The sequence below is a fragment of the Pseudozobellia sp. WGM2 genome (assembly GCF_017810075.1).
Taxonomy (GTDB): Bacteria; Bacteroidota; Bacteroidia; order Flavobacteriales; family Flavobacteriaceae; genus JADNYK01.
Genome location: NZ_JADNYK010000005.1, coordinates 32,427 through 50,735 on the forward strand (window position 1 = coordinate 32,427; position 18,309 = coordinate 50,735).

At 39.9% G+C, this 18,309-nt stretch carries 14 protein-coding genes, 2 tRNA genes and 1 pseudogene; 13 read left to right on the forward strand and 4 right to left on the reverse strand.

Annotated elements, in window-relative coordinates; genetic code table 11:
• The first annotated feature begins 6 nt into the window (after window positions 1-6).
• The 4 genes from IV512_RS12795 to IV512_RS12810 all read left to right on the forward strand — a co-directional run bounded on the left by IV512_RS12795 (window position 7) and on the right by IV512_RS12810 (window position 2,683).
• Window positions 7-393: a biopolymer transporter ExbD gene (locus IV512_RS12795; protein ID WP_100869501.1), complete on the forward strand. Its 387-nt coding sequence runs from the start codon at window positions 7-9 to the stop codon at window positions 391-393.
• Entirely contained in the window at window positions 393-1,340 is a 948-nt protein-coding gene (locus tag IV512_RS12800) for an energy transducer TonB (protein WP_209403971.1), read from the forward strand. The genes IV512_RS12795 and IV512_RS12800 overlap by 1 nt, the downstream gene beginning before the upstream one ends.
• Entirely contained in the window at window positions 1,337-2,548 is a 1,212-nt protein-coding gene (locus IV512_RS12805) for a folylpolyglutamate synthase/dihydrofolate synthase family protein (protein ID WP_209403973.1), read from the forward strand. Before IV512_RS12800 ends, IV512_RS12805 begins: the two co-directional genes overlap by 4 nt.
• 60 nt (window positions 2,549-2,608) lie before the next feature.
• Window positions 2,609-2,683: transfer RNA gene (locus IV512_RS12810), tRNA-Val, on the forward strand.
• A gap of 65 nt (window positions 2,684-2,748) precedes the next feature.
• On the opposite strand, the gene IV512_RS12815 is transcribed toward IV512_RS12810, so the two are convergent.
• On the reverse strand, window positions 2,749-3,804 hold the full coding sequence (locus IV512_RS12815) for a 6-bladed beta-propeller (RefSeq protein ID WP_209403975.1): 1,056 nt from the start codon (window positions 3,802-3,804) through the stop codon (window positions 2,749-2,751).
• 252 nt (window positions 3,805-4,056) lie between these two features.
• On the opposite strand from IV512_RS12815, the gene IV512_RS12820 reads away from it, so the two are divergent.
• Window positions 4,057-4,131 (forward strand) — tRNA-Val (locus tag IV512_RS12820).
• Between the two features lie 9 nt (window positions 4,132-4,140).
• Here the strand turns inward: IV512_RS12820 and murF are convergent.
• Both murF and gldJ read right to left on the reverse strand, forming a co-directional pair.
• Window positions 4,141-5,418 carry a UDP-N-acetylmuramoyl-tripeptide--D-alanyl-D-alanine ligase gene (murF, locus tag IV512_RS12825; protein ID WP_209403977.1) on the reverse strand — a complete coding sequence of 426 codons (1,278 nt, stop codon included), beginning with the start codon at window positions 5,416-5,418 and terminating at the stop codon, window positions 4,141-4,143.
• 70 nt (window positions 5,419-5,488) lie between these two features.
• Window positions 5,489-7,155: pseudogene (gene gldJ / locus IV512_RS12830) on the reverse strand (gliding motility lipoprotein GldJ).
• Window positions 7,156-7,614: 459 nt separating this feature from the next.
• Here gldJ and porV point away from each other — a divergent pair.
• From porV to IV512_RS12860, 6 genes are all read left to right on the forward strand, one after another.
• A complete protein-coding gene (gene porV, locus IV512_RS12835; RefSeq protein ID WP_209403979.1) occupies window positions 7,615-8,766 on the forward strand; it encodes a type IX secretion system outer membrane channel protein PorV in 1,152 nt (383 codons plus the stop codon).
• A gap of 72 nt (window positions 8,767-8,838) precedes the next feature.
• Entirely contained in the window at window positions 8,839-9,321 is a 483-nt protein-coding gene (gene cdd, locus IV512_RS12840) for a cytidine deaminase (RefSeq protein ID WP_209403981.1), read from the forward strand.
• 269 nt (window positions 9,322-9,590) lie between these two features.
• Window positions 9,591-10,586 (forward strand): pyruvate dehydrogenase (acetyl-transferring) E1 component subunit alpha, encoded by a 996-nt coding sequence (gene pdhA / locus IV512_RS12845; protein ID WP_100869480.1) that lies wholly within the window; start codon window positions 9,591-9,593, stop codon window positions 10,584-10,586.
• Between the two features lie 8 nt (window positions 10,587-10,594).
• Entirely contained in the window at window positions 10,595-12,244 is a 1,650-nt protein-coding gene (locus IV512_RS12850) for a pyruvate dehydrogenase complex dihydrolipoamide acetyltransferase (protein ID WP_209403983.1), read from the forward strand.
• 90 nt (window positions 12,245-12,334) lie between these two features.
• Complete coding sequence (locus IV512_RS12855; RefSeq protein WP_209403986.1) at window positions 12,335-13,384, forward strand: M28 family peptidase; 1,050 nt, start codon at window positions 12,335-12,337, stop codon at window positions 13,382-13,384.
• Window positions 13,384-14,064 carry an SDR family oxidoreductase gene (locus IV512_RS12860; RefSeq protein ID WP_209403988.1) on the forward strand — a complete coding sequence of 227 codons (681 nt, stop codon included), beginning with the start codon at window positions 13,384-13,386 and terminating at the stop codon, window positions 14,062-14,064. The genes IV512_RS12855 and IV512_RS12860 overlap by 1 nt, the downstream gene beginning before the upstream one ends.
• A gap of 7 nt (window positions 14,065-14,071) precedes the next feature.
• Here IV512_RS12860 and eutB read toward each other — a convergent pair whose 3' ends face one another.
• A complete protein-coding gene (gene eutB / locus IV512_RS12865; RefSeq protein WP_209403990.1) occupies window positions 14,072-16,390 on the reverse strand; it encodes an ethanolamine ammonia-lyase subunit EutB in 2,319 nt (772 codons plus the stop codon).
• Window positions 16,391-16,509: 119 nt separating this feature from the next.
• Between eutB and IV512_RS12870 the strand changes: the two genes are divergently transcribed.
• Both IV512_RS12870 and IV512_RS12875 read left to right on the forward strand, forming a co-directional pair.
• Window positions 16,510-17,112, forward strand: coding sequence for a SprT-like domain-containing protein (locus IV512_RS12870; RefSeq protein ID WP_209403992.1), 603 nt, complete (start codon window positions 16,510-16,512; stop codon window positions 17,110-17,112).
• A gap of 117 nt (window positions 17,113-17,229) precedes the next feature.
• Window positions 17,230-18,309 (forward strand): mannose-1-phosphate guanylyltransferase, encoded by a 1,080-nt coding sequence (locus tag IV512_RS12875; RefSeq protein ID WP_209403993.1) that lies wholly within the window; start codon window positions 17,230-17,232, stop codon window positions 18,307-18,309.

Genomic DNA, 18,309 nt, shown 5'->3' on the forward strand with positions numbered 1-18,309 from the left:
TATCAAATGAAATTAAAAGGTAGAAACAAGGTCAGTCCTGATTTTAGTATGTCGTCAATGACGGATATCGTATTTCTCTTATTGATATTCTTCATGCTGACGGCGAACTCGCCGAATGCACTTGACCTGTTATTGCCTAAAGCAAAAGGTAAGTCGACGAACACACAAAATGTATCCGTTAGTATTGATAAAAATTTACAATACTTTGTCAATAACGAACGGATTAACGGAGAATACATTGAAATTGAACTAAAAAAAGCACTTGAAGGACAGGATAAACCTACTATTATTTTAAGGGCTGAAGAAAACGTTGCCATTAAAGAGGCTGTAAACGTTATGGATATTGCCAACCGAAATAATTATAAGGTAATCTTGGCCGTGCGGCCCAATTAATGTCATTTTTAGACACGAGACACAAGAAAAAATCTTTCACACTTACAACCTTTCTGCTAAGTGTGCTTCTCCTTGTATTGTTCTATATAGGGCTTACCTACATGGATCCGCCCGAAGAAAACGGTATCTCCGTTAACTTCGGTACTACTGATTTTGGTAGCGGTAATGTTCAGCCAAAAGAGAAAATTCGTTCCGAACCTTTAGATACTCCCCCTGTTGAACCCACAGAGCAAGAAGAGGTAGTGGAAGAAGAAGTTGTTGAGGAAGTTGCTGAAGAGGTTCCAGAGGAAGAAGTTGCAGAAGAAGCCCCTGCGGAAAAGGTGTTGACTCAAGAAAATGAAGAATCGATTAAAATAAAGAAAGCGCAAGAAGCGAAGCGCAAAGCGGAAGAAGCAGAGCGAATTGCTAAAAAGAAAGCGCAGGATGCTGAGGAGAGAAAAAAGGCCGAAGCTGAGAGAATAGCTCGTGAGAAGAAACAGGCGCAAGAAAAGGCACGCAAAGAGCAAGAGGCCAAAAAGAAAAAGCTTGATGAGCTCATAGGCGGAATCAGTAAATCTGATGGCAACGCTTCCGGTAGCGAAGGTGATGATAACCGTGCAGGTGACAAAGGTCAACCTGATGGTGATCCCTATGCTACTAGTTATTATGGTAGCCCAGGTTCTGGAAGTGGTACAGGTGGCTACGGACTGAACGGACGTTCTTTGGTGAGTAAAGGGCAGGTAAAGCAAGAGTGTAATGAAGAAGGTAGGGTAGTCGTCAAAATTATAGTCGATCGAAATGGCAATGTGGTTTCGGCAACCCCAGGCGTAAAGGGTACTACCAATAATAGCCCTTGTTTACTTGACCCTGCAAAGAAAACTGCCTTTAAGCATAAGTGGAATTTAGATTCCAATGCACCTAACCAGCAAGTCGGTTTTGTCGTGGTAAACTTCAAATTGGGAGAGTGACCTATAAGGAAACTTTAGATTGGATGTTTAAACAGCTTCCAATGTATCAACAACAAGGTGCCAAGGCATATAAAGCCAAATTAGATGGTATAATTAAATTCACCGACCATCTAGACAATCCGCATAAAAAATTTAAGGGTATTCATGTAGCTGGTACCAACGGAAAAGGCTCTAGCAGTCACATGCTGGCTTCTATTCTTCAAGAGGCGGGTTATAAGGTAGGCCTCTATACTTCACCTCATTTAAAAGACTTTCGCGAGCGTATTAGAATAAACGGTCTACCTGTTCCTGAACATTTTGTAGTTAACTTTATTCAAGATAACCATTCTTTTTTCGATGAAAATCATCTGTCTTTTTTTGAGATGACGGTAGGTATGGCTTTTGCATATTTTGCAGATGAAAGTGTTGATATTGCAATTGTAGAAGTTGGGTTGGGCGGTCGCTTAGATTCTACCAACATTATAACCCCTGAAGTATCACTGATTACGAACATCGGCATGGACCATACTGATATGCTTGGTGACACTCTTGAGATGATTGCTTACGAAAAAGCCGGAATTATTAAAGAAAATGTTCCTATTGTTATTAGTGAATATCAGAAAGAGATAGCACCCGTTTTTGAATCTATAGCGGGGGAGAAGAATGCTCCGTTAGTATTTGCAGACCAAAAGAAGATTGAAGAATATCAAACCTCTCTTTTAGGGGCTTACCAAAATAAGAATATTAAGGGTGTCTTAACCACGATATTGAGCTTGAAAGGCTTCGATGTTGAAGAAAACCACATACAATCAGGTTTGAACAAGGTTGTGGAGAATACAGGCTTAATGGGGAGGTGGCAGCAATTGATGGCTGAGCCAAAAGTTATCTGTGATACTGCACACAACAAAGAGGGATTATCTTTGGTGATAGAGCAAATACTAAAACAGGATTATCAAAGCTTACATGTCGTTTTAGGGTTCGTCAAGGGGAAAAACTTAGATGATATTCTGCCATTGTTCCCTAAAGAGGCTACCTATTACTTTTGTAGACCTAATTTAGAACGGGGCCTAGATGCTCAGGTTTTAAAAGAAGCAGCAGAAGGATTTGAGTTAAAAGGAAAAGCTTTTTCTTCAGTGCTTGAAGCGTATCATTCAGCCTTGGATAATTCTAAACCTATTGATTTTGTGTTCGTTGGAGGAAGCAATTTTACAGTAGCGGAAATCCTTTAAAATTTATTTATTTTTTTCTTTGGGAGAAGATAAAAGAATTCTATATTTGCACACCTTTTCGGGCAATTAGCTCAGTTGGTTCAGAGCACCTCGTTTACACCGAGGGGGTCGGGGGTTCGAATCCCTCATTGCCCACCGAAAAAAACCGAACAATTTTGTTCGGTTTTTTTGTTTTTATACTCTACGTATTTAATTTATTTTTAAACTCTATTAAGTTTAATGGGGTAGGTTTTTCCAGAGTTCCATTGTGGCACATATAGGTTGCCATCATTATCCACTAGAACATCATGGGGGTTTTTAAATGTCTTGCCATCATACGTTGGCTCTTTCAAGATTCCATTGGTGTATGTCGGAGCATTTCCACCAGGTAATGATACTATTTTATTGTTCTTGTCAAGAACTGCTAACATGCCATCATAACTGTCCCAAGACTTAGTAATTATTACAGCAAAGTAAATGTTCTCGCCATGAATTACAGGTCTGCAAATAGAACAGCCAGGAAGCTTGATCGTTTCTATATAATCGCCTTTCAAAGTAAATCTTTTGAATTCTTGGCTTGCACGTGAAGTAATCAACAGGGTAGGGTTATTCTTGTCTCTAGAGTCTAATGTAATGCCGTGACAGCAATTAAATGACGAGTCGCCCTCGCCTTTGCCACCGAAGTGGCCTAAATAGTTTCCTTTGGCATCATAATGAATGATGAAATTCTCCCCATATCCATCGGCTATATAAAAATCGCCATTAGGCATAATAGCTGTTTCCGTAGGTTTAAATTGCTCATCGCTGGTGTAGTCCCCGACCTCTTTAGGTCTGCCCAGTTGCATAATAATCTTACCATCAATGGTCGTCTTGGTTACTTTATGTGTGTCGGGGTCGGTTATGAAAAGAAACTGATCTTTACCCTCCCCGGCAATCGAAAGGCCATGCGCACCTGGAAATTCAGTTCCCCAAGAATCAAGTACTTTTCCAGACTTATCATAGATTATAATATTATCATTATTGGATCCTGTTGTGGTCATCAAAATACGGCCATTACTATCCATCACCATTTCATGACAATCGTTCACCGGTATTTTTGATGGGTCTTGAACTCCCCATTTTTGATCGACCCTGTAAATGAAATCACCGTGGCCTACAGTAAGGCTGGGTTCACTATTTTTAATGATGCCAAAAGTTGTACTAGGTATTACCATACTTGCGCTTGCTGCTATTGTAGTTTTCTTTATGAAATCTCTTCTATTATAATTTTTTTCCATTTTAAAGCTTATTCCAAATAATTAGGGTGACTATTTATAAACAATAGTTCTGTTCAACAATCCATTTTATGAAGTGCTTCTAAAATTACGGTATTTTCAGAAGTATTGGTTGAAAATCTTCAATTTGGTAAGTCTCAGAGTTATAGGTGGCCCTAAGTATTAATTGAAGAAAATACAGGAATGGGAGAGCGGTCTTTCCTTTTTGAGTTTCTCAAATCGGAAATAAGTTTTACCTTTGCCCAGCTTTTTAATGGGTTATTAGCTCAGTTGGTTTAGAGCGCTGCCTTGACAGGGCAGAGGTCACTGGTTCGAATCCAGTATAACCCACTACTGTTTCTAGATTAAATCTAGAATTCTTTCCAAAGCCATGCCTCTAGAACCTTTGATGAGAACAAGGCTTTCTTCTTGCAGGGGGTTTTCTTTCAAAAAAGCTGATAATAGATCGAACGATTCAAATTTTTCTATCGAACCATTCGAGCGAGCAAAGTTCTCGCCCGTTAGAAAAGTATGTTGAATATTTAGGTTTGAAACTAAGTTCGCAATACTCTGATGCTCTTCAGCTGCCGTTTCACCCAATTCAAACATATCGCCCAAAAAAGCAACCTTATTCTTGCCGTTCATTTGATTAAAATTCTCCAAGGCCGCCTTCATACTTGTTGGGTTGGCATTATAGGCATCTAAAATTATGCGATGGCCGTTCTTCTCTATAATCTGAGATCGATTGTTATCGGGTACATAATTTTCAATCGCTGATTTAATATCGGCCAACGGTATATTAAAGTATTTACCCATAAGAACTGCAGCCGCACAATTGGTGAAATTATAGCTTCCGATAAGCTGAGATTCTATTTCGATATCTTCTGCTTTTAATCTTACGAAGGGATTGGCATCTAAAAATTCTATTTGGTAGTATTCATGGTTCTCGGTACTGAAACCATATTTCTTTATGTAATCTCCTAATTTATCAACTTGTACAGGGTCGTCTGCATTTATGAAGATTGGCTTGCCATTATATATAAGGTAATCGTAAAGTTCACTCTTACCTTTTATAATACCTTGTTCGCTTCCGAAGCCTTCTAGATGAGCCTTGCCGAAGTTGGTGATATAACCGAAATCAGGTTGTGCCAAACTGCATAGAAATTCAATTTCCTTCAAGTGGTTTGCACCCATTTCGACTACGGCCAGCTCAGTGTCCGGTTGAATGGAAAGTAGTGTCAAAGGCACGCCGATATGGTTGTTCAGGTTGCCTTTGGTTGCTATAGTGTTATATTTTTTAGAGAGTACGGCATTAATTAACTCTTTAGTAGTCGTTTTACCATTACTTCCGGTAAGTGAGATGATTTTGGCTTTTGAATAATTTCTATGGAAAGTCGCCAGTTGTTGTAATGACCTTAGCACATCTTCAACTAAAATATATCTGTCTGATAGAGCATACTCTTTTTCATCTATAACGGCCAAAGAAGCGCCTTTGTTTAAAGCTTCCGAGGCATAGGAATTCCCATTAAAATTATCTCCTTTTAAAGCGAAGAAAATGCAGTTATTGGTGATTTTTCTGGTGTCTGTGCAGACTACAGGATATTCTAAAAAATGTTGATGCAATTGCGCTATTTCCATAGAAGTAAAAATATAAAAAAAGTCTCGGCATAATAACCGAGACTTTTTACAATTTTATGTTAGGCGAAGTTTATCTTACCTTCTTGCCTCTTGGAGTTTTGTTCTTGGTTTTAGATTTTGAACCTACCCTTGACATTGCACATCGGAATCCGATATTATCGGTAGCCATATACTGAGGCATATACCTTCTTTGTGCAGGATCTAACCAATATGCTCTATCTCGCCAAGAACCACCTTTATAAACACGAACCTCATCGTTGATCAAACTGGTTCTATTGTTCGACTTGTCATATTGACGAACTAAATCACCTACCGAGTCACGTTCTACTTTGTGTTTTGGAGCATTGTACATTTTTAGGTTGGCATCTTCCTCATCTTCATCGCTAAACCTGTCGAAGAACCTAGAAGAGCCTGGATCGCCATCTCTATAACCTCTATTGTCACTAGAAGAGAAGTTCGTTCTTAAATAGGTTTCTTCTTCACCTATTGGCACCATTGCAATCTCACCTGGAAGGTTTACGGCAACAATTTTACCTGTAGGAAGTGTATCATAAACAATCGAATCTCTAAGTACGTTTACTTTACCATCTTCACCTATAGCTGTTTTCATATAGATGTTGCCACGGTAGTAGTTGAAATCACTGACTTCATCGTCAACTATTGGGCGATACACATCTGCAACCCACTCGGCCACGTTACCGGCCATGTCGTAAAGACCTAGATCGTTAGGCTTATAAGACATTACCTGAGCTGTAATATCGGCACCATCGTCTGACCATCCTGCGATTCCACCATAATCACCTTTTCCTTGTTTGAAGTTTGCCAATTGATCACCTCTACCTACACGTTGTCCGTTACGGGTGTAATCTCCTTCCCATGGGTATTTTTTCTACCTCTATAGTTATTGTATTCTCTAGTTCCTTGGTTCGCTTGAGCGGCGTATTCCCATTCAGTTTCCGTAGGTAGTCTATACTCGGGCATGATAACACCACTGCTCCTTTTAGCATAGGTATTTACACTGTCTTTCTTTTGCTTGCCCTGTAAAGAGTCGATTTGACCGTTGTAAACAGATTCTGGCCTGTTCAAATAAGCTTCGGTACTGAATGTGCCGGCAACTTCACCAGTTGCAGCCTGGTACTTAGCGTCTTTTGCCAAATAACCTTCTCGCTCTAACATCACTTCGTTTACACGATCGGTTCGCCATTCTGCGAATTGCGTAGCTTGAACCCAATTGACCCCTACAACCGGATACTCAGCGTAAGCCGGATGGCGTAAGTAGTTGTTCGTCATGGTTTCGTTAAAGCCTAATCTGTTTCTCCATACTAAAGTGTCGGGCAATGCACCTTTATAAATATTGGTATATTTCGGATTTTCTGGAGGATAAACACTTTTCAAATAATCAAGATATTCTAAGTACATGACATTGGTCACCTCGGTCTCGTCCATATAAAAAGACTGTACGTGTTGTGAGGTAGGGGTGTTGTTCCAATCGTGCATAACATCGTCCTGAACTTTACCCTTTGTAAAAGTTCCTCCTTCAACGAATACTAGACCAGGAGCGGTTTCTTGCTCTTTAAAGTCGGTATTGTATTGAAAACCACCTTCTTTGGAGTTTATTTTCCATCCTGTGGCTCGCGACACGTCTTTGGATGATCCGGAATTTTTACAGCTGGTGACCGTAAAACCTCCTGCAACCACTGCACAAGAAAGTACAACTTTGATAAACTGTTTTTTCATAATTAGGACTTGAGTTCAAATGGTCCGCCTACTTATAAAACGTAGTTGGAAATTTGTATTTTGATTAATTATTAGCCTCGCTTTCGGCATATAAAACGATGATTTGCTCATAATATTTTATAGCCTAATAAAATATTTTAGCTCATTCGGCACGCCCTTCGATTGCTAGTGAAAGGTGCTACTAAAAACCATAACGGAACAAATGGGGTTATAGTATAGGGACGGGCATTTCTTTTGCCAGGTAATTAAAGCATCGATCGACCCTTTTGAAAAAGCGAAAATAGCTATAAATGTGCCAATACGGTTCTAATTGATGTGAATCACACTAAAATCAAAAAAAATAAAGATTTTGATATAAGATTATCGTTAAAAGACCGTTTACATGTAATACAACCAATATATTTTTACATTCACCCTCGATTAACAATATTTGACCGACTTAAAATTAGACCTTTAAAGATGAAAAAATTATCAATTCTTTTTTTGCTGTTATTCATTTGTGAATTATCGGCGCAAGAGGCCAGTGATCGAGTGATTACAACTGCGGTTCCTTTTCTTAATATCGCCGCTGATGCAAGGGCCGCCGGTATGGGTGATATGGGTGTTGCGACATCTACCGACGCTTTTTCTCAACAATGGAACCCTGCCAAGTTTGCTTTTGCCGAACGTCAAATGGGTGTTGGGCTAGGTTATACCCCATACTTGAGTAACACAGTTTCGGGTATCGGTTTGTTAAACGCTAGTTATTTCAATAAAATTACCGAGCAAAGTGCTTTCGCGGTCGGTCTACGTTATTTTACATTAGGTGAAATTGAGCTTCGTCAATCTTTTGATGATGCGGGCACGATTGTTAAGCCTAACGAATTTTCGCTCGATGGTTCATACTCTCTTAAGTTGAGCCCTACTTTTTCGATGGCCGTAGGTGGGCGATATATCAGATCCAACCTCAAGTTTCAGTCAGATGCAAATGTTGATTCTAAGCCAGGCAGTACATTTGCTGTTGATGTTGCCGGTTTTTATCGTTCACGTGAAATAGCCTATAATAGTTTTGATGGGCGGTGGAGAGGTGGTTTCAATATTTCTAATTTAGGCGGAAAAATTGCTTACGACGAGAACGGACAACAGAACTTTATTCCGGCTAACTTAAGATTAGGTCTTGGCTTTGACTTTATTATAGATCAAGATAATACCATTGGGTTAACAACGGAATTTAACAAGCTATTGGTGCCGACTCCACAAGATTTTGACGGAGATGGTGATTTAGATGCTGCGGATAACGATGAATATCAAGATATCGGATTTTTGAGCGGAGTGTTCAAATCTTTTGGTGATGCTCCCGATGGTTTTAGTGAAGAACTAAAAGAAATGACTTGGGCCTTAGGTGCCGAATATGTATATCAAGATTCATTCATGTTTCGTACAGGGTATTTTAATGAGAGCGATGTAAAAGGTTTTAGAAAGTATTTCACGCTTGGTGCCGGCTTTAAGTTCAAATCGGCGCAAATAGACTTGTCATATTTGTTCTCTACTTCACAAATTGTGAACCCTGTAGAGAATACCTTGCGTTTCTCTCTGACTTTCAATTTAGGGGATGAGTACTATAACGACTAAACTATATTTTAAAATATAAGCAAAGACCTGCATTGCGCAGGTTTTTGTATTTTAAACCCTTGTGATTCATTTATGAAAAAGGAGAAAATCGAGTTTGAGTTAACTATTTTTGATGGTTTTGATGAACTCTCGGACGATAGTAAGTCTCTCATGCAACAGGCTGTGGAAGCTCGTAGAAATGCTTATGCGCCTTATTCTAAATTTCAAGTAGGTGCTGCCGTATTGTTAGAGAATGATGAAGTTATAATCGGGAACAATCAAGAGAATGCATCTTACCCTTCGGGTTTATGTGCCGAAAGGGTGGCCATATTTTATGCTGGAGCCAAATATCCTGGGGTGGCCATCAAGTCTGTGGCGATTACCGCAACTTCCAAAAACTATCAAGTTCAAACTCCCGCTGCACCATGCGGAAATTGTCGGCAAGCGATGTCAGAATATGAGGTGAAGCAAAAATCACCTATTAAGGTTCTTTTAATGGGGGAGAGCGGACCTGTATATGAATGTAACTCCATTTCAGATATACTGCCATTGGGTTTCGATAGCTCTTATTTGTAGCCTGAACAATCTTTCAAGATAGTTTTTTCACCGTTGCAATGATGTTTATATAGACTATCATTACATGTAGTTAGTCACTGTTTGAATTTTAAATTTCCATTTACGAAAGACAGAAGAATGGAAGTTTTTACTTTGTATTTAAAATCTATGTAACCTTTTACCTCAATTTTTTTCAGCTAATAATTTAATATGTATTTTTGCTCTTCTTGTTTGGTCCGGTTCTCAGTCGAACCTTCAAGATGTATAGGAATCCTAATTAAATAGCATCAATGAAAAAAATTACCAAAGAAGTATATCTCAAGTGGTATGAAGATATGTTGTTTTGGCGCAAGTTCGAAGACAAACTGGCCCAAGTATACATTCAACAAAAGGTTAGAGGTTTTTTGCACTTATATAATGGTCAAGAGGCTGTGTTGGCAGGTGCTTTGCATGCCATGGATCTCACCAAAGACCGTATGATAACCGCATATAGAAACCACGTACAGCCAATAGGTATGGGCGTAGATCCCAAAGCGGTTATGGCTGAGCTTTACGGCAAAGTAACCGGTACCTCTAAAGGTATGGGAGGCTCTATGCACATATTTTCAAAAGAACATCGTTTTCATGGCGGGCACGGTATAGTTGGTGGCCAGATTCCTCTAGGAGCCGGTATGGCTTTCGGAGATAAGTACTTTGGAAGGGATAACGTAACCCTTTGTTATATGGGTGACGGTGCCGTAAGACAAGGTTCTTTTCATGAGGCTATGAACTTGGCTATGCTGTGGCAACTTCCGGTGGTATTTATTTGTGAGAATAATGGCTATGCGATGGGTACTTCTGTGGCTAGAACATCACACTCTACTGAAATCTGGAAATTAGGTTTAGGCTACGAAATGCCTTGCGGACCTGTTGATGGAATGAACCCCGAGACTGTAGCTCAAGAAATGAGTAAAGCGATCGAAAGAGCTCGAAGTGGTGGTGGGCCAACATTTTTAGAGATGAAGACTTACCGTTATAGAGGGCATTCAATGTCTGATGCACAACATTATAGAACCAAGGAAGAAGTAAAGGAATATCAAAAGATAGACCCGATTACCCAAGTTCTTGACGTCATAAAAGAAAATAACTACGCGACCGACGAGGAAATCAAGAAGATTGATGACGATGTGAAAAAGCGCGTGGCCGAGTGCGAAAAATTTGCAGATGAGTCAGAGTACCCACCTGTACAGCAATTGTACGATATGGTCTATGAGCAAGAGGATTTTCCGTTTGTACAACATAAATAATTAGGTAAATGGCAGAGATAATAAGCATGCCCCGATTGAGCGATACCATGGAAGAAGGTACCGTGGCAAAATGGCTAAAGAGTGTTGGCGATAAAGTTGAAGAAGGAGATATATTAGCAGAAATCGAAACCGATAAGGCTACGATGGAGTTTGAATCTTTTTACGAAGGTACTTTACTTCATATCGGTATTGAGGAAGGTGATGGTGCTCCCGTAGACTCCCTTTTAGCTATTATTGGTGAAGAGGGTGAAGACATATCAAGCTTGCTGAACGGCGAAAGTAAATCATCAACGGAAGAAGATGATTCTGATTCTGAAGAAAAAGAAGAGGAAACATCGAGCGAAGCCGAAGGTGAATCTTCAGATGATTCTGGGGAAGCTGAAGTTCCTGAGGGAGTTGAAATCATTAAGATGCCCCGATTGAGCGATACCATGGAAGAGGGTACGGTAGCTGCTTGGTTGAAAAGCGTTGGTGACGAGGTCGAAGAAGGAGATATTCTTGCCGAAATCGAAACCGATAAGGCTACGATGGAGTTTGAATCGTTCTATTCCGGAACTTTATTACACATCGGTATAAAAGAAGGGGAGTCATCACCTGTTGATGCGGTTCTTGCTGTAATCGGCCCGAAAGGAACCGATGTCGATGCTGTTTTGAATAGTAAGTCTTCTTCCGGCAAGAAGAAAACTTCATCAGAAGAGCCTAAAAAAGAAGCCCCAGACGATAAGAAGGAGAAGGTTGATGAAAGTTCGCCTGCGGCAAATGACGGCAAGCGGATATTTGCATCTCCATTGGCCAAGAAAATTGCGGCTGACAAGGGTATAGATTTATCCTCGGTTTCCGGTACAGGTGATAATGGTAGAATTGTCAAAAAAGATATCGAGAATTATACGCCTTCAGAAAAGAGGGAAGCACCAAAAAGTGCCGATAGTGCTGCACCGGCCAAGGCTGCAGCTCCGGTAATTCTGCCTGTTGGTGAAGAGGGCAGTGAAGAGGTGAAGAATTCTCAAATGCGCAAGGTTATAGCCAAGCGCCTTTCAGAATCTAAGTTTACGGCACCTCATTATTATTTGACCATTGAGGTCGATATGGGCAATGCCATGGCCTCTAGAAAACAAATTAATGAATTGCCCGATACCAAGGTCTCGTTTAACGATATGGTAGTAAAAGCATGCGCGATGGCTTTGAAAAAACATCCGCAAGTGAACACTACCTGGAACGGTGATACCACTCGATACAATCAGCATGTTCATGTAGGTGTGGCAGTTGCCGTTGATGAAGGTCTCGTAGTTCCTGTATTAAAATTTACCGACCAAATGAACCTGACCCAAATTGGCGCATCGGTCAAAGACTTGGCAGGTAGGGCACGAAACAAAAAGTTGACTCCTGCCGAAATGGAAGGTAGTACTTTTACGGTTTCGAATTTAGGTATGTTCGGTATTGTTGAGTTCACCTCTATTATTAACCAACCGAATTCAGCAATTTTATCAGTTGGCGCCATTGTGCAAAAACCAGTAGTGAAAGACGGTCAGATTGTAGTTGGTAATACCATGAAAGTAACATTGGCCTGCGACCACAGAACAGTAGACGGTGCTACAGGTGCTCAATTTTTACTTACTTTAAGAGCATATCTAGAGAACCCGGTCACGATGTTGGCTTAAGTATCTCTGATTATATTATATCAAGGCATTCCGATTATTTCGGGATGCCTTTTTTTATTTCTAAATTGTACCCAAACTAAATAATACCCCATGAGAAATAGCATAATTATTACTGTCGGTCTTTTGGCAATGGCCTGTGGTACCACTAAAATTGACGAGTCGGTAACTTTAGAAAGTGAAAGTGCTGTGAAATTTGACCGTAGCTTAATGGTTGTACCCCAAAAGCCGAGCGATTTAGAGGGTATAGAAATGTCTATGGCTTCACCGCAAACTCAATTTACGAGTGTCGCTAAAGTTGAGGCTATCATGAATTTTTTGGCTTCAGACGAGTTACAGGGGCGTGATACAGGTAGTGAAGGTATAGCCAAGGCCGCTGATTTTATCGAGAATGTTTTCAAAGAAAATGGAGTCGCTCCATATTTCGAAGATTATCGAGATATGCTCTCTAATTTTGACCAGCCCGCTTATAATATGGTGGGGTTTATTGAAGGTAATGACCCAAACTTGAAAAATGAGTTTATCATCATAGGGGCGCATTATGATCATATCGGTTTAATAGAAGAAGAAAATGGAGACAAAATAGCTAATGGTGCTAATGATAACGCTACGGGCACGACCACAGTTCTTGAATTGGCCAGATATTTTGGTGGGGCTAAGACCAATAAGCGCAGCCTTATTTTTGCATTGTTCAGTGCGGAAGAAAAAGGTTTGCTCGGATCTAAGCATTTAGCACAAAAACTTAAGAATGAAAATTTAAACCTATACGCAATGTTGAATTTCGAAATGGTCGGTGTACCGTTACAAGGTAAAGACCATTTAACCTATTTGACCGGATATGAAGAATCGAATTTGGCCGAGATAGCCAATAGTTACTCATCAGAAAAGTTTGCGGGTTTTTTACCAAAAGCTAAGGAGTTTAATTTGTTCAAGCGCTCCGATAATTATCCTTTTCATGAGGCTTTCGGCGTGCCTTCCCAGACTTTTTGCACTTTTGATTTCACCAATTTCAATCACTATCACAAAGTAGGTGATGAAGTTTCAGAGATGAATTTTGAACACATGGCCAGCCTGATTAATAAAAGTATTCCTGTTATTATGGGTATCACCAATGCGGCAACTAAAGAGATAAAATACAATTAATGGCAAATGTTATAATAACGGGGTCGAGCAGAGGTATTGGCTATGAGTTGGCTCAACTGTTCGCTGATAATGATTGCAAGGTTTTAGCCCTTTCTAGAAATAATGCGCCTATTGAGAAGCTAGGGCATGAAAATATTAAAAGCTTTCCCTTTGATTTGTCTAGTTCGAATGATTTTCAAAAGCTTGACAATTTTTTGAGTAACAATTGGAAAAGTGTCGATATTCTAATTAACAACGCAGGGAGTCTACTTAATAAACCCTTTCTTGAAACTTCGAGTAAAGAGTTCGAAGATGTTTACAAAGTGAATGTTTTTGGTGTCGCCGAGATGACTAAAACAGTATTGCCATATATGCCTAAAGAGGGTCATGTGGTAACTGTTAGTTCTATGGGAGGTGTGCAGGGCAGTATGAAATTTCCTGGTCTTTCGGCTTACAGTTCAAGTAAGGGGGCGGTAATAACATTGACAGAGCTTTTGGCCGAAGAATTTAAGGAGACAGGTCCTTCGTTCAATGTGTTGGCTTTGGGTGCTGTTCAGACCGAAATGCTTGAAGAAGCGTTTCCAGGGTATAAAGCTCCGACCACTGCTCTTGAGATGGCAAATTATATTAAAGATTTTGCCTTGAAGGGGCATAAACTCTACAATGGCAAAATGTTACAGGTTAGTAACAGTACCCCATGACAATTGCTTAGATTACGGTAAACATTCGATCAAGAATGGTCATGGTTTGTATAGCGGCCAACTTAGGGGTTAGCGCCGTATCGGAAATACCAGAAACCACTTTGGTAATATTGTGGTCTACATAACTATTTTGAGACCAGCGTTGCATGGTAGCGGCCGTAATATAGGCTGAGAAATTGTGATGGCCCGAACCTGGTCGTTCCCCAATAATGTGCACTATAGCCTTGTTCTCTGAACTCTTTTGGTTATTACCGAACAATAATTCACCGCAGGCATAACCCGCTCGAACCCGCCCGTGTTTAATTACGATATTTTCGTGATTCACTGCATATCCCTTATTGGTTAAAGTCATTTTCAATTCGGTCAAATAAGGTAAGAGGTGTCCTTCGTCCATCAGTGCCCGAGGGTTCAATCCATCAGAAATAATAAACTGAATATCAGGTATGTTCTGAGACCAACTTTCACGAAGTTTTTGTAATCGTATTTTGGCATCATTGGCTAACGACTCTCCTGATTCTGGATGGTAGACGTAATCTTTTCTATCGGTTGAATTGGTGATTATGGGTAATGCAGTAGGTATTGTTTTTACAAAATCGTCGCTCATCTCTGTCCATAAACTGATCTTTGCATCTTCATACAGCCATTTGACCTCCTTTTCAAGTTGTGGTTCTAGATCGTAAATTTTTTCTCCGTGGCCTTCGGCAAGTGGAACTCCCCTTTTGCGAATGTTGTTCATTGCTGCCTTTCCTTCTTTATAAATAACACCTCTGCTTCTTTTGTCGCCCTGAGCCTGACGGTATTTATAATACACCCAAAGCGGGTCTCCAAAATGTTCTGTAGGTCTACCGTTAGGATCAATGACTTCCAATTTTTTGAAAAAATTCCACATCTCATCATTGACTTTGTATCCGAATTTTTCGCGAATACGAACGTGGTCACTGAAAGAAGTGGTCAAATAACTTAACATCGGGTCATTTTTGGTAGGTAGTGCCATTAGATAGGCTGGGTTGGCTGGCATAATTTGGTCAATGCACCAATTGAGGTCGTCTAGGCTAACATCCATATGAAGCGTCGAACAAATATCGAGACCGATGGTTAGACCGTGTAATTTGCCCATTACGGTGTCTTCTAGACAACAGCGAACAAGTTGTTCTTTGGTCTTGAATACTTCAGGCCCTATAAAACCTGCAACGTCATTAACATGAACCCAAGGTATATTTTTGGTAGACTTTTTTTCTGCAATCTCGAAGTTCAAAGCTCTTAGAAAACCATACTTTCTAGATTCGTGCAGCACCATATCAAAACCCGCCCCGTGACCGTTCGTGAAATCTGCTCCTTGGCCAGTTTCTGCATAAAGACCATACATGCCTGTGCGGTTACTTATATGTTTTTTCATCTTTTCAATGCTCAGGTCAAAGGTATGATTGGCCTCCACAGTACCTGCTAAACTCTGAAACCAAATACCCGTAGTGCCGGGTTGTATTTTTTCTACTTCAGCTTGAACATCTATATGTGAAAGAACACAGTTGGGCATAATGTTCTGTAAATTAAAAACGGTAAGTATCTCGAAAAGTACTTTTTCTATTTTTGCTACCGACTCGACCTCACTTGAAACGGGATTGGTGCCCAAAACTAAATCACCTACACCATATGACCAAGCATCAAAGACTTGCCAGATAATATCTTCGATGTTGTCGGTAGGGGAGTTCGGTTGAACCCTAGCACTCATGTACCCTTTGCTGCCTATTTTACTATTGGCCAAAGGGTTAAAAACTTTTTGGCCGACTTGAATAAGTTCTTCGTTACTCATCAGTTTAACGAGACAGCCAATACAATCACTGGTCAAAGAAGGCATAATTTCTTTAATCGATTTTTCGGGTCGGTTCAATATGAAGTTTTTCAATTGACCCATAGACCAATCGTTAGTTTTACTATTTTCAGCAGTAGTTTCTTGAATTAGCTTATAAATAGCATCACTATAGATTGAGTTTTTATTAATATCGGCTGCTTTTGTGTTAGTTAAAAGTTGTCGTGCCCGTAAGCGTGAAGTTTCATCATTTGCGGCTACACCCAAGCTAAGGTCACCTTCTTTAAAATCGTTTGCAGCACCAATTATTTGTCTGTAAAGACTGGTGTCGTGTTTACCTTTGATGCGTTTGATGTATGAGAAAACAGTATCATTATCGTTGATTTCTCCGATGGTGATTCCATTGCCAAAAGGTGTTTTATGCGATTTATTTGCTAAGCTTGTTTGTGGCCAGAGTACTGCAGAGGCCCCGAGCAGCCCCATGGTATTAAGAAAATCTTTTCTACTGATATTGTCCATAGGTCATAACTAAAATTAAACTTTTGATGTAATGCCTTGCACCTACAAGTTAAAGATTTTTTGGTAAGCCTTTTATTTGCATAACCATTAATTAATGTACTTCCTGTATTTTTGTTATAGTGCGTGAAATATTAAACAAATACTTGCCAGAACGGGCTGTAGATTCTTGTTTCGACTTGATTGAGAAAACGAGTGTGCATCTTAAGATTGTAAACGAACGGGTAACCCGTCACGGAGACTATCGAAGAATGCCCGATGGGCGACATCAAATCACGGTAAATGCCTCTTTGAACAAGTACCGTTTTTTGATAACATTGGTACATGAAATTGCACATTTAGTGGCATTTGAAAAGTATGGTCGTTCTATAAAACCACATGGGGTTGAATGGAAACGAACCTTTCAATATCTGATGCTGCCGTTCATTAGGCCTGAAATATTTCCATCGCAGCTTTTGCCCTTACTGGCCAAACACTTTAAAAACCCGAAGGCTAGTAGTAGTACCGACGCAAGGCTGTCGATAGCTTTGCAACAATTTGATGTGCAACAATCAGATAAATCCTACGTTTTTGAATTACCTTTAGGAAGTGTTTTTAGACTGTATAACGGGAAGTTGTTCAAAAAAGGCAATAGACGTGTCAAGCGTTACGAGTGCATCGAAGTTGCCACAGGAAGAATGTATCTGTTTCAGCCTAATGCTGAGGTAGAGTTGGTAGAGTCTTGAATAATTGCTTTAATAAAATAGAAATAGGTGAGCCGTGGTGTAACAAATTATTAAAGTTGAGTGTAAATTATAACAGGGTGCGCAAGTGATTCGAATGTGACCCAAAATTAAATTAAAATGAACAAAAATTATTATGCGGTTTTAATGGCCGGTGGTGTTGGATCTCGGTTCTGGCCAATAAGTACTTCTTCATACCCTAAGCAATTTCATGATATGTTGGGTACAGGCGATACCTTGATCCAAAAGACTTTTAAGCGACTGAATAAGTTCGTACCGACAGAGAATATTTTAATTCTTACCAATGAACGGTATAATGATTTGGTGTTAGAGCAGTTGCCTATGGTCGAGCAGAGTCAAGTGGTTTTAGAGCCTGCTATGCGCAATACTGCACCATGTATTTTGTATGCTGCCATGAAAATTCAAAAAATGAATCCTGATGGCGTGATGATCGTGGCACCAAGCGATCATTGGATTGAAGATGAAGACGCTTTTGCCGAAGATGTGACCCAATGTTTTAGAAAGTGTGAGCAAGAAGAAGTGCTTTGTACTTTAGGTATTAAACCCTCATTCCCCAACACCGGATTCGGATATATAGAATTTGATAAGAATAGTGGAGAGGGATTGAAAAAAGTGGATCAGTTTAGGGAGAAGCCTGATTATGAAACCGCCAAAGAGTTTTTGGCCCAAGGCAACTTTCTTTGGAATGCCGGTATATTTATGTGGAGTGTAAAAACTATCGTAAATGCCTTTAAAAATTACCAGCCCGAACAACATTCCCTTTTTGAGTCGGGTATGTCTTGTTACAACACGGGCGAAGAAACTGAGTTTATAAGAGAGAACTATCCGAAAGCGGAAAATATTTCCATAGATTATGCCATTTTGGAAAATTCAAAATCGATTTACGTTCTGCCCGCTACTTTCGATTGGAACGATTTGGGTACATGGGGGTCGCTATACGATAAACTAGATAAAGACGATTCGAACAATGCAATTGTCAATAGTCAGGTCTTATCGGAAGATGCGTCCGGTAATATGATTCGCTCACCCAAAGATAAAGTGGTGGTGGTCGATGGATTGAAAGATTATATCATTGTTGATAAAGAGGAGGTGCTGCTCATTTATCCAAAGTCAAAAGAACAAGATATCAAAAAGGTTTTAGGAAAGGTAAAAGATAAGTTCGGCGATACATACGCGTAA

Excerpts from the sequence above, each read along its gene's own strand:
- IV512_RS12795 (WP_100869501.1), top strand. The coding sequence starts at position 7 with ATGAAATTAAAAGGTAGAAACAAGGTCAGTCCTGATTTTAGTATGTCG.
- IV512_RS12800 (WP_209403971.1), top strand. The coding sequence starts at position 393 with ATGTCATTTTTAGACACGAGACACAAGAAAAAATCTTTCACACTTACA.
- IV512_RS12815 (WP_209403975.1), bottom strand. The coding sequence starts at position 3,804 with ATGGAAAAAAATTATAATAGAAGAGATTTCATAAAGAAAACTACAATA.
- murF (WP_209403977.1), bottom strand. The coding sequence starts at position 5,418 with ATGGAAATAGCGCAATTGCATCAACATTTTTTAGAATATCCTGTAGTC.
- porV (WP_209403979.1), top strand. The coding sequence starts at position 7,615 with ATGAAAAAATTATCAATTCTTTTTTTGCTGTTATTCATTTGTGAATTA.
- cdd (WP_209403981.1), top strand. The coding sequence starts at position 8,839 with ATGAAAAAGGAGAAAATCGAGTTTGAGTTAACTATTTTTGATGGTTTT.
- pdhA (WP_100869480.1), top strand. The coding sequence starts at position 9,591 with ATGAAAAAAATTACCAAAGAAGTATATCTCAAGTGGTATGAAGATATG.
- IV512_RS12850 (WP_209403983.1), top strand. The coding sequence starts at position 10,595 with ATGGCAGAGATAATAAGCATGCCCCGATTGAGCGATACCATGGAAGAA.
- IV512_RS12855 (WP_209403986.1), top strand. The coding sequence starts at position 12,335 with ATGAGAAATAGCATAATTATTACTGTCGGTCTTTTGGCAATGGCCTGT.
- IV512_RS12860 (WP_209403988.1), top strand. The coding sequence starts at position 13,384 with ATGGCAAATGTTATAATAACGGGGTCGAGCAGAGGTATTGGCTATGAG.
- eutB (WP_209403990.1), bottom strand. The coding sequence starts at position 16,390 with ATGGACAATATCAGTAGAAAAGATTTTCTTAATACCATGGGGCTGCTC.
- IV512_RS12875 (WP_209403993.1), top strand. The coding sequence starts at position 17,230 with ATGAACAAAAATTATTATGCGGTTTTAATGGCCGGTGGTGTTGGATCT.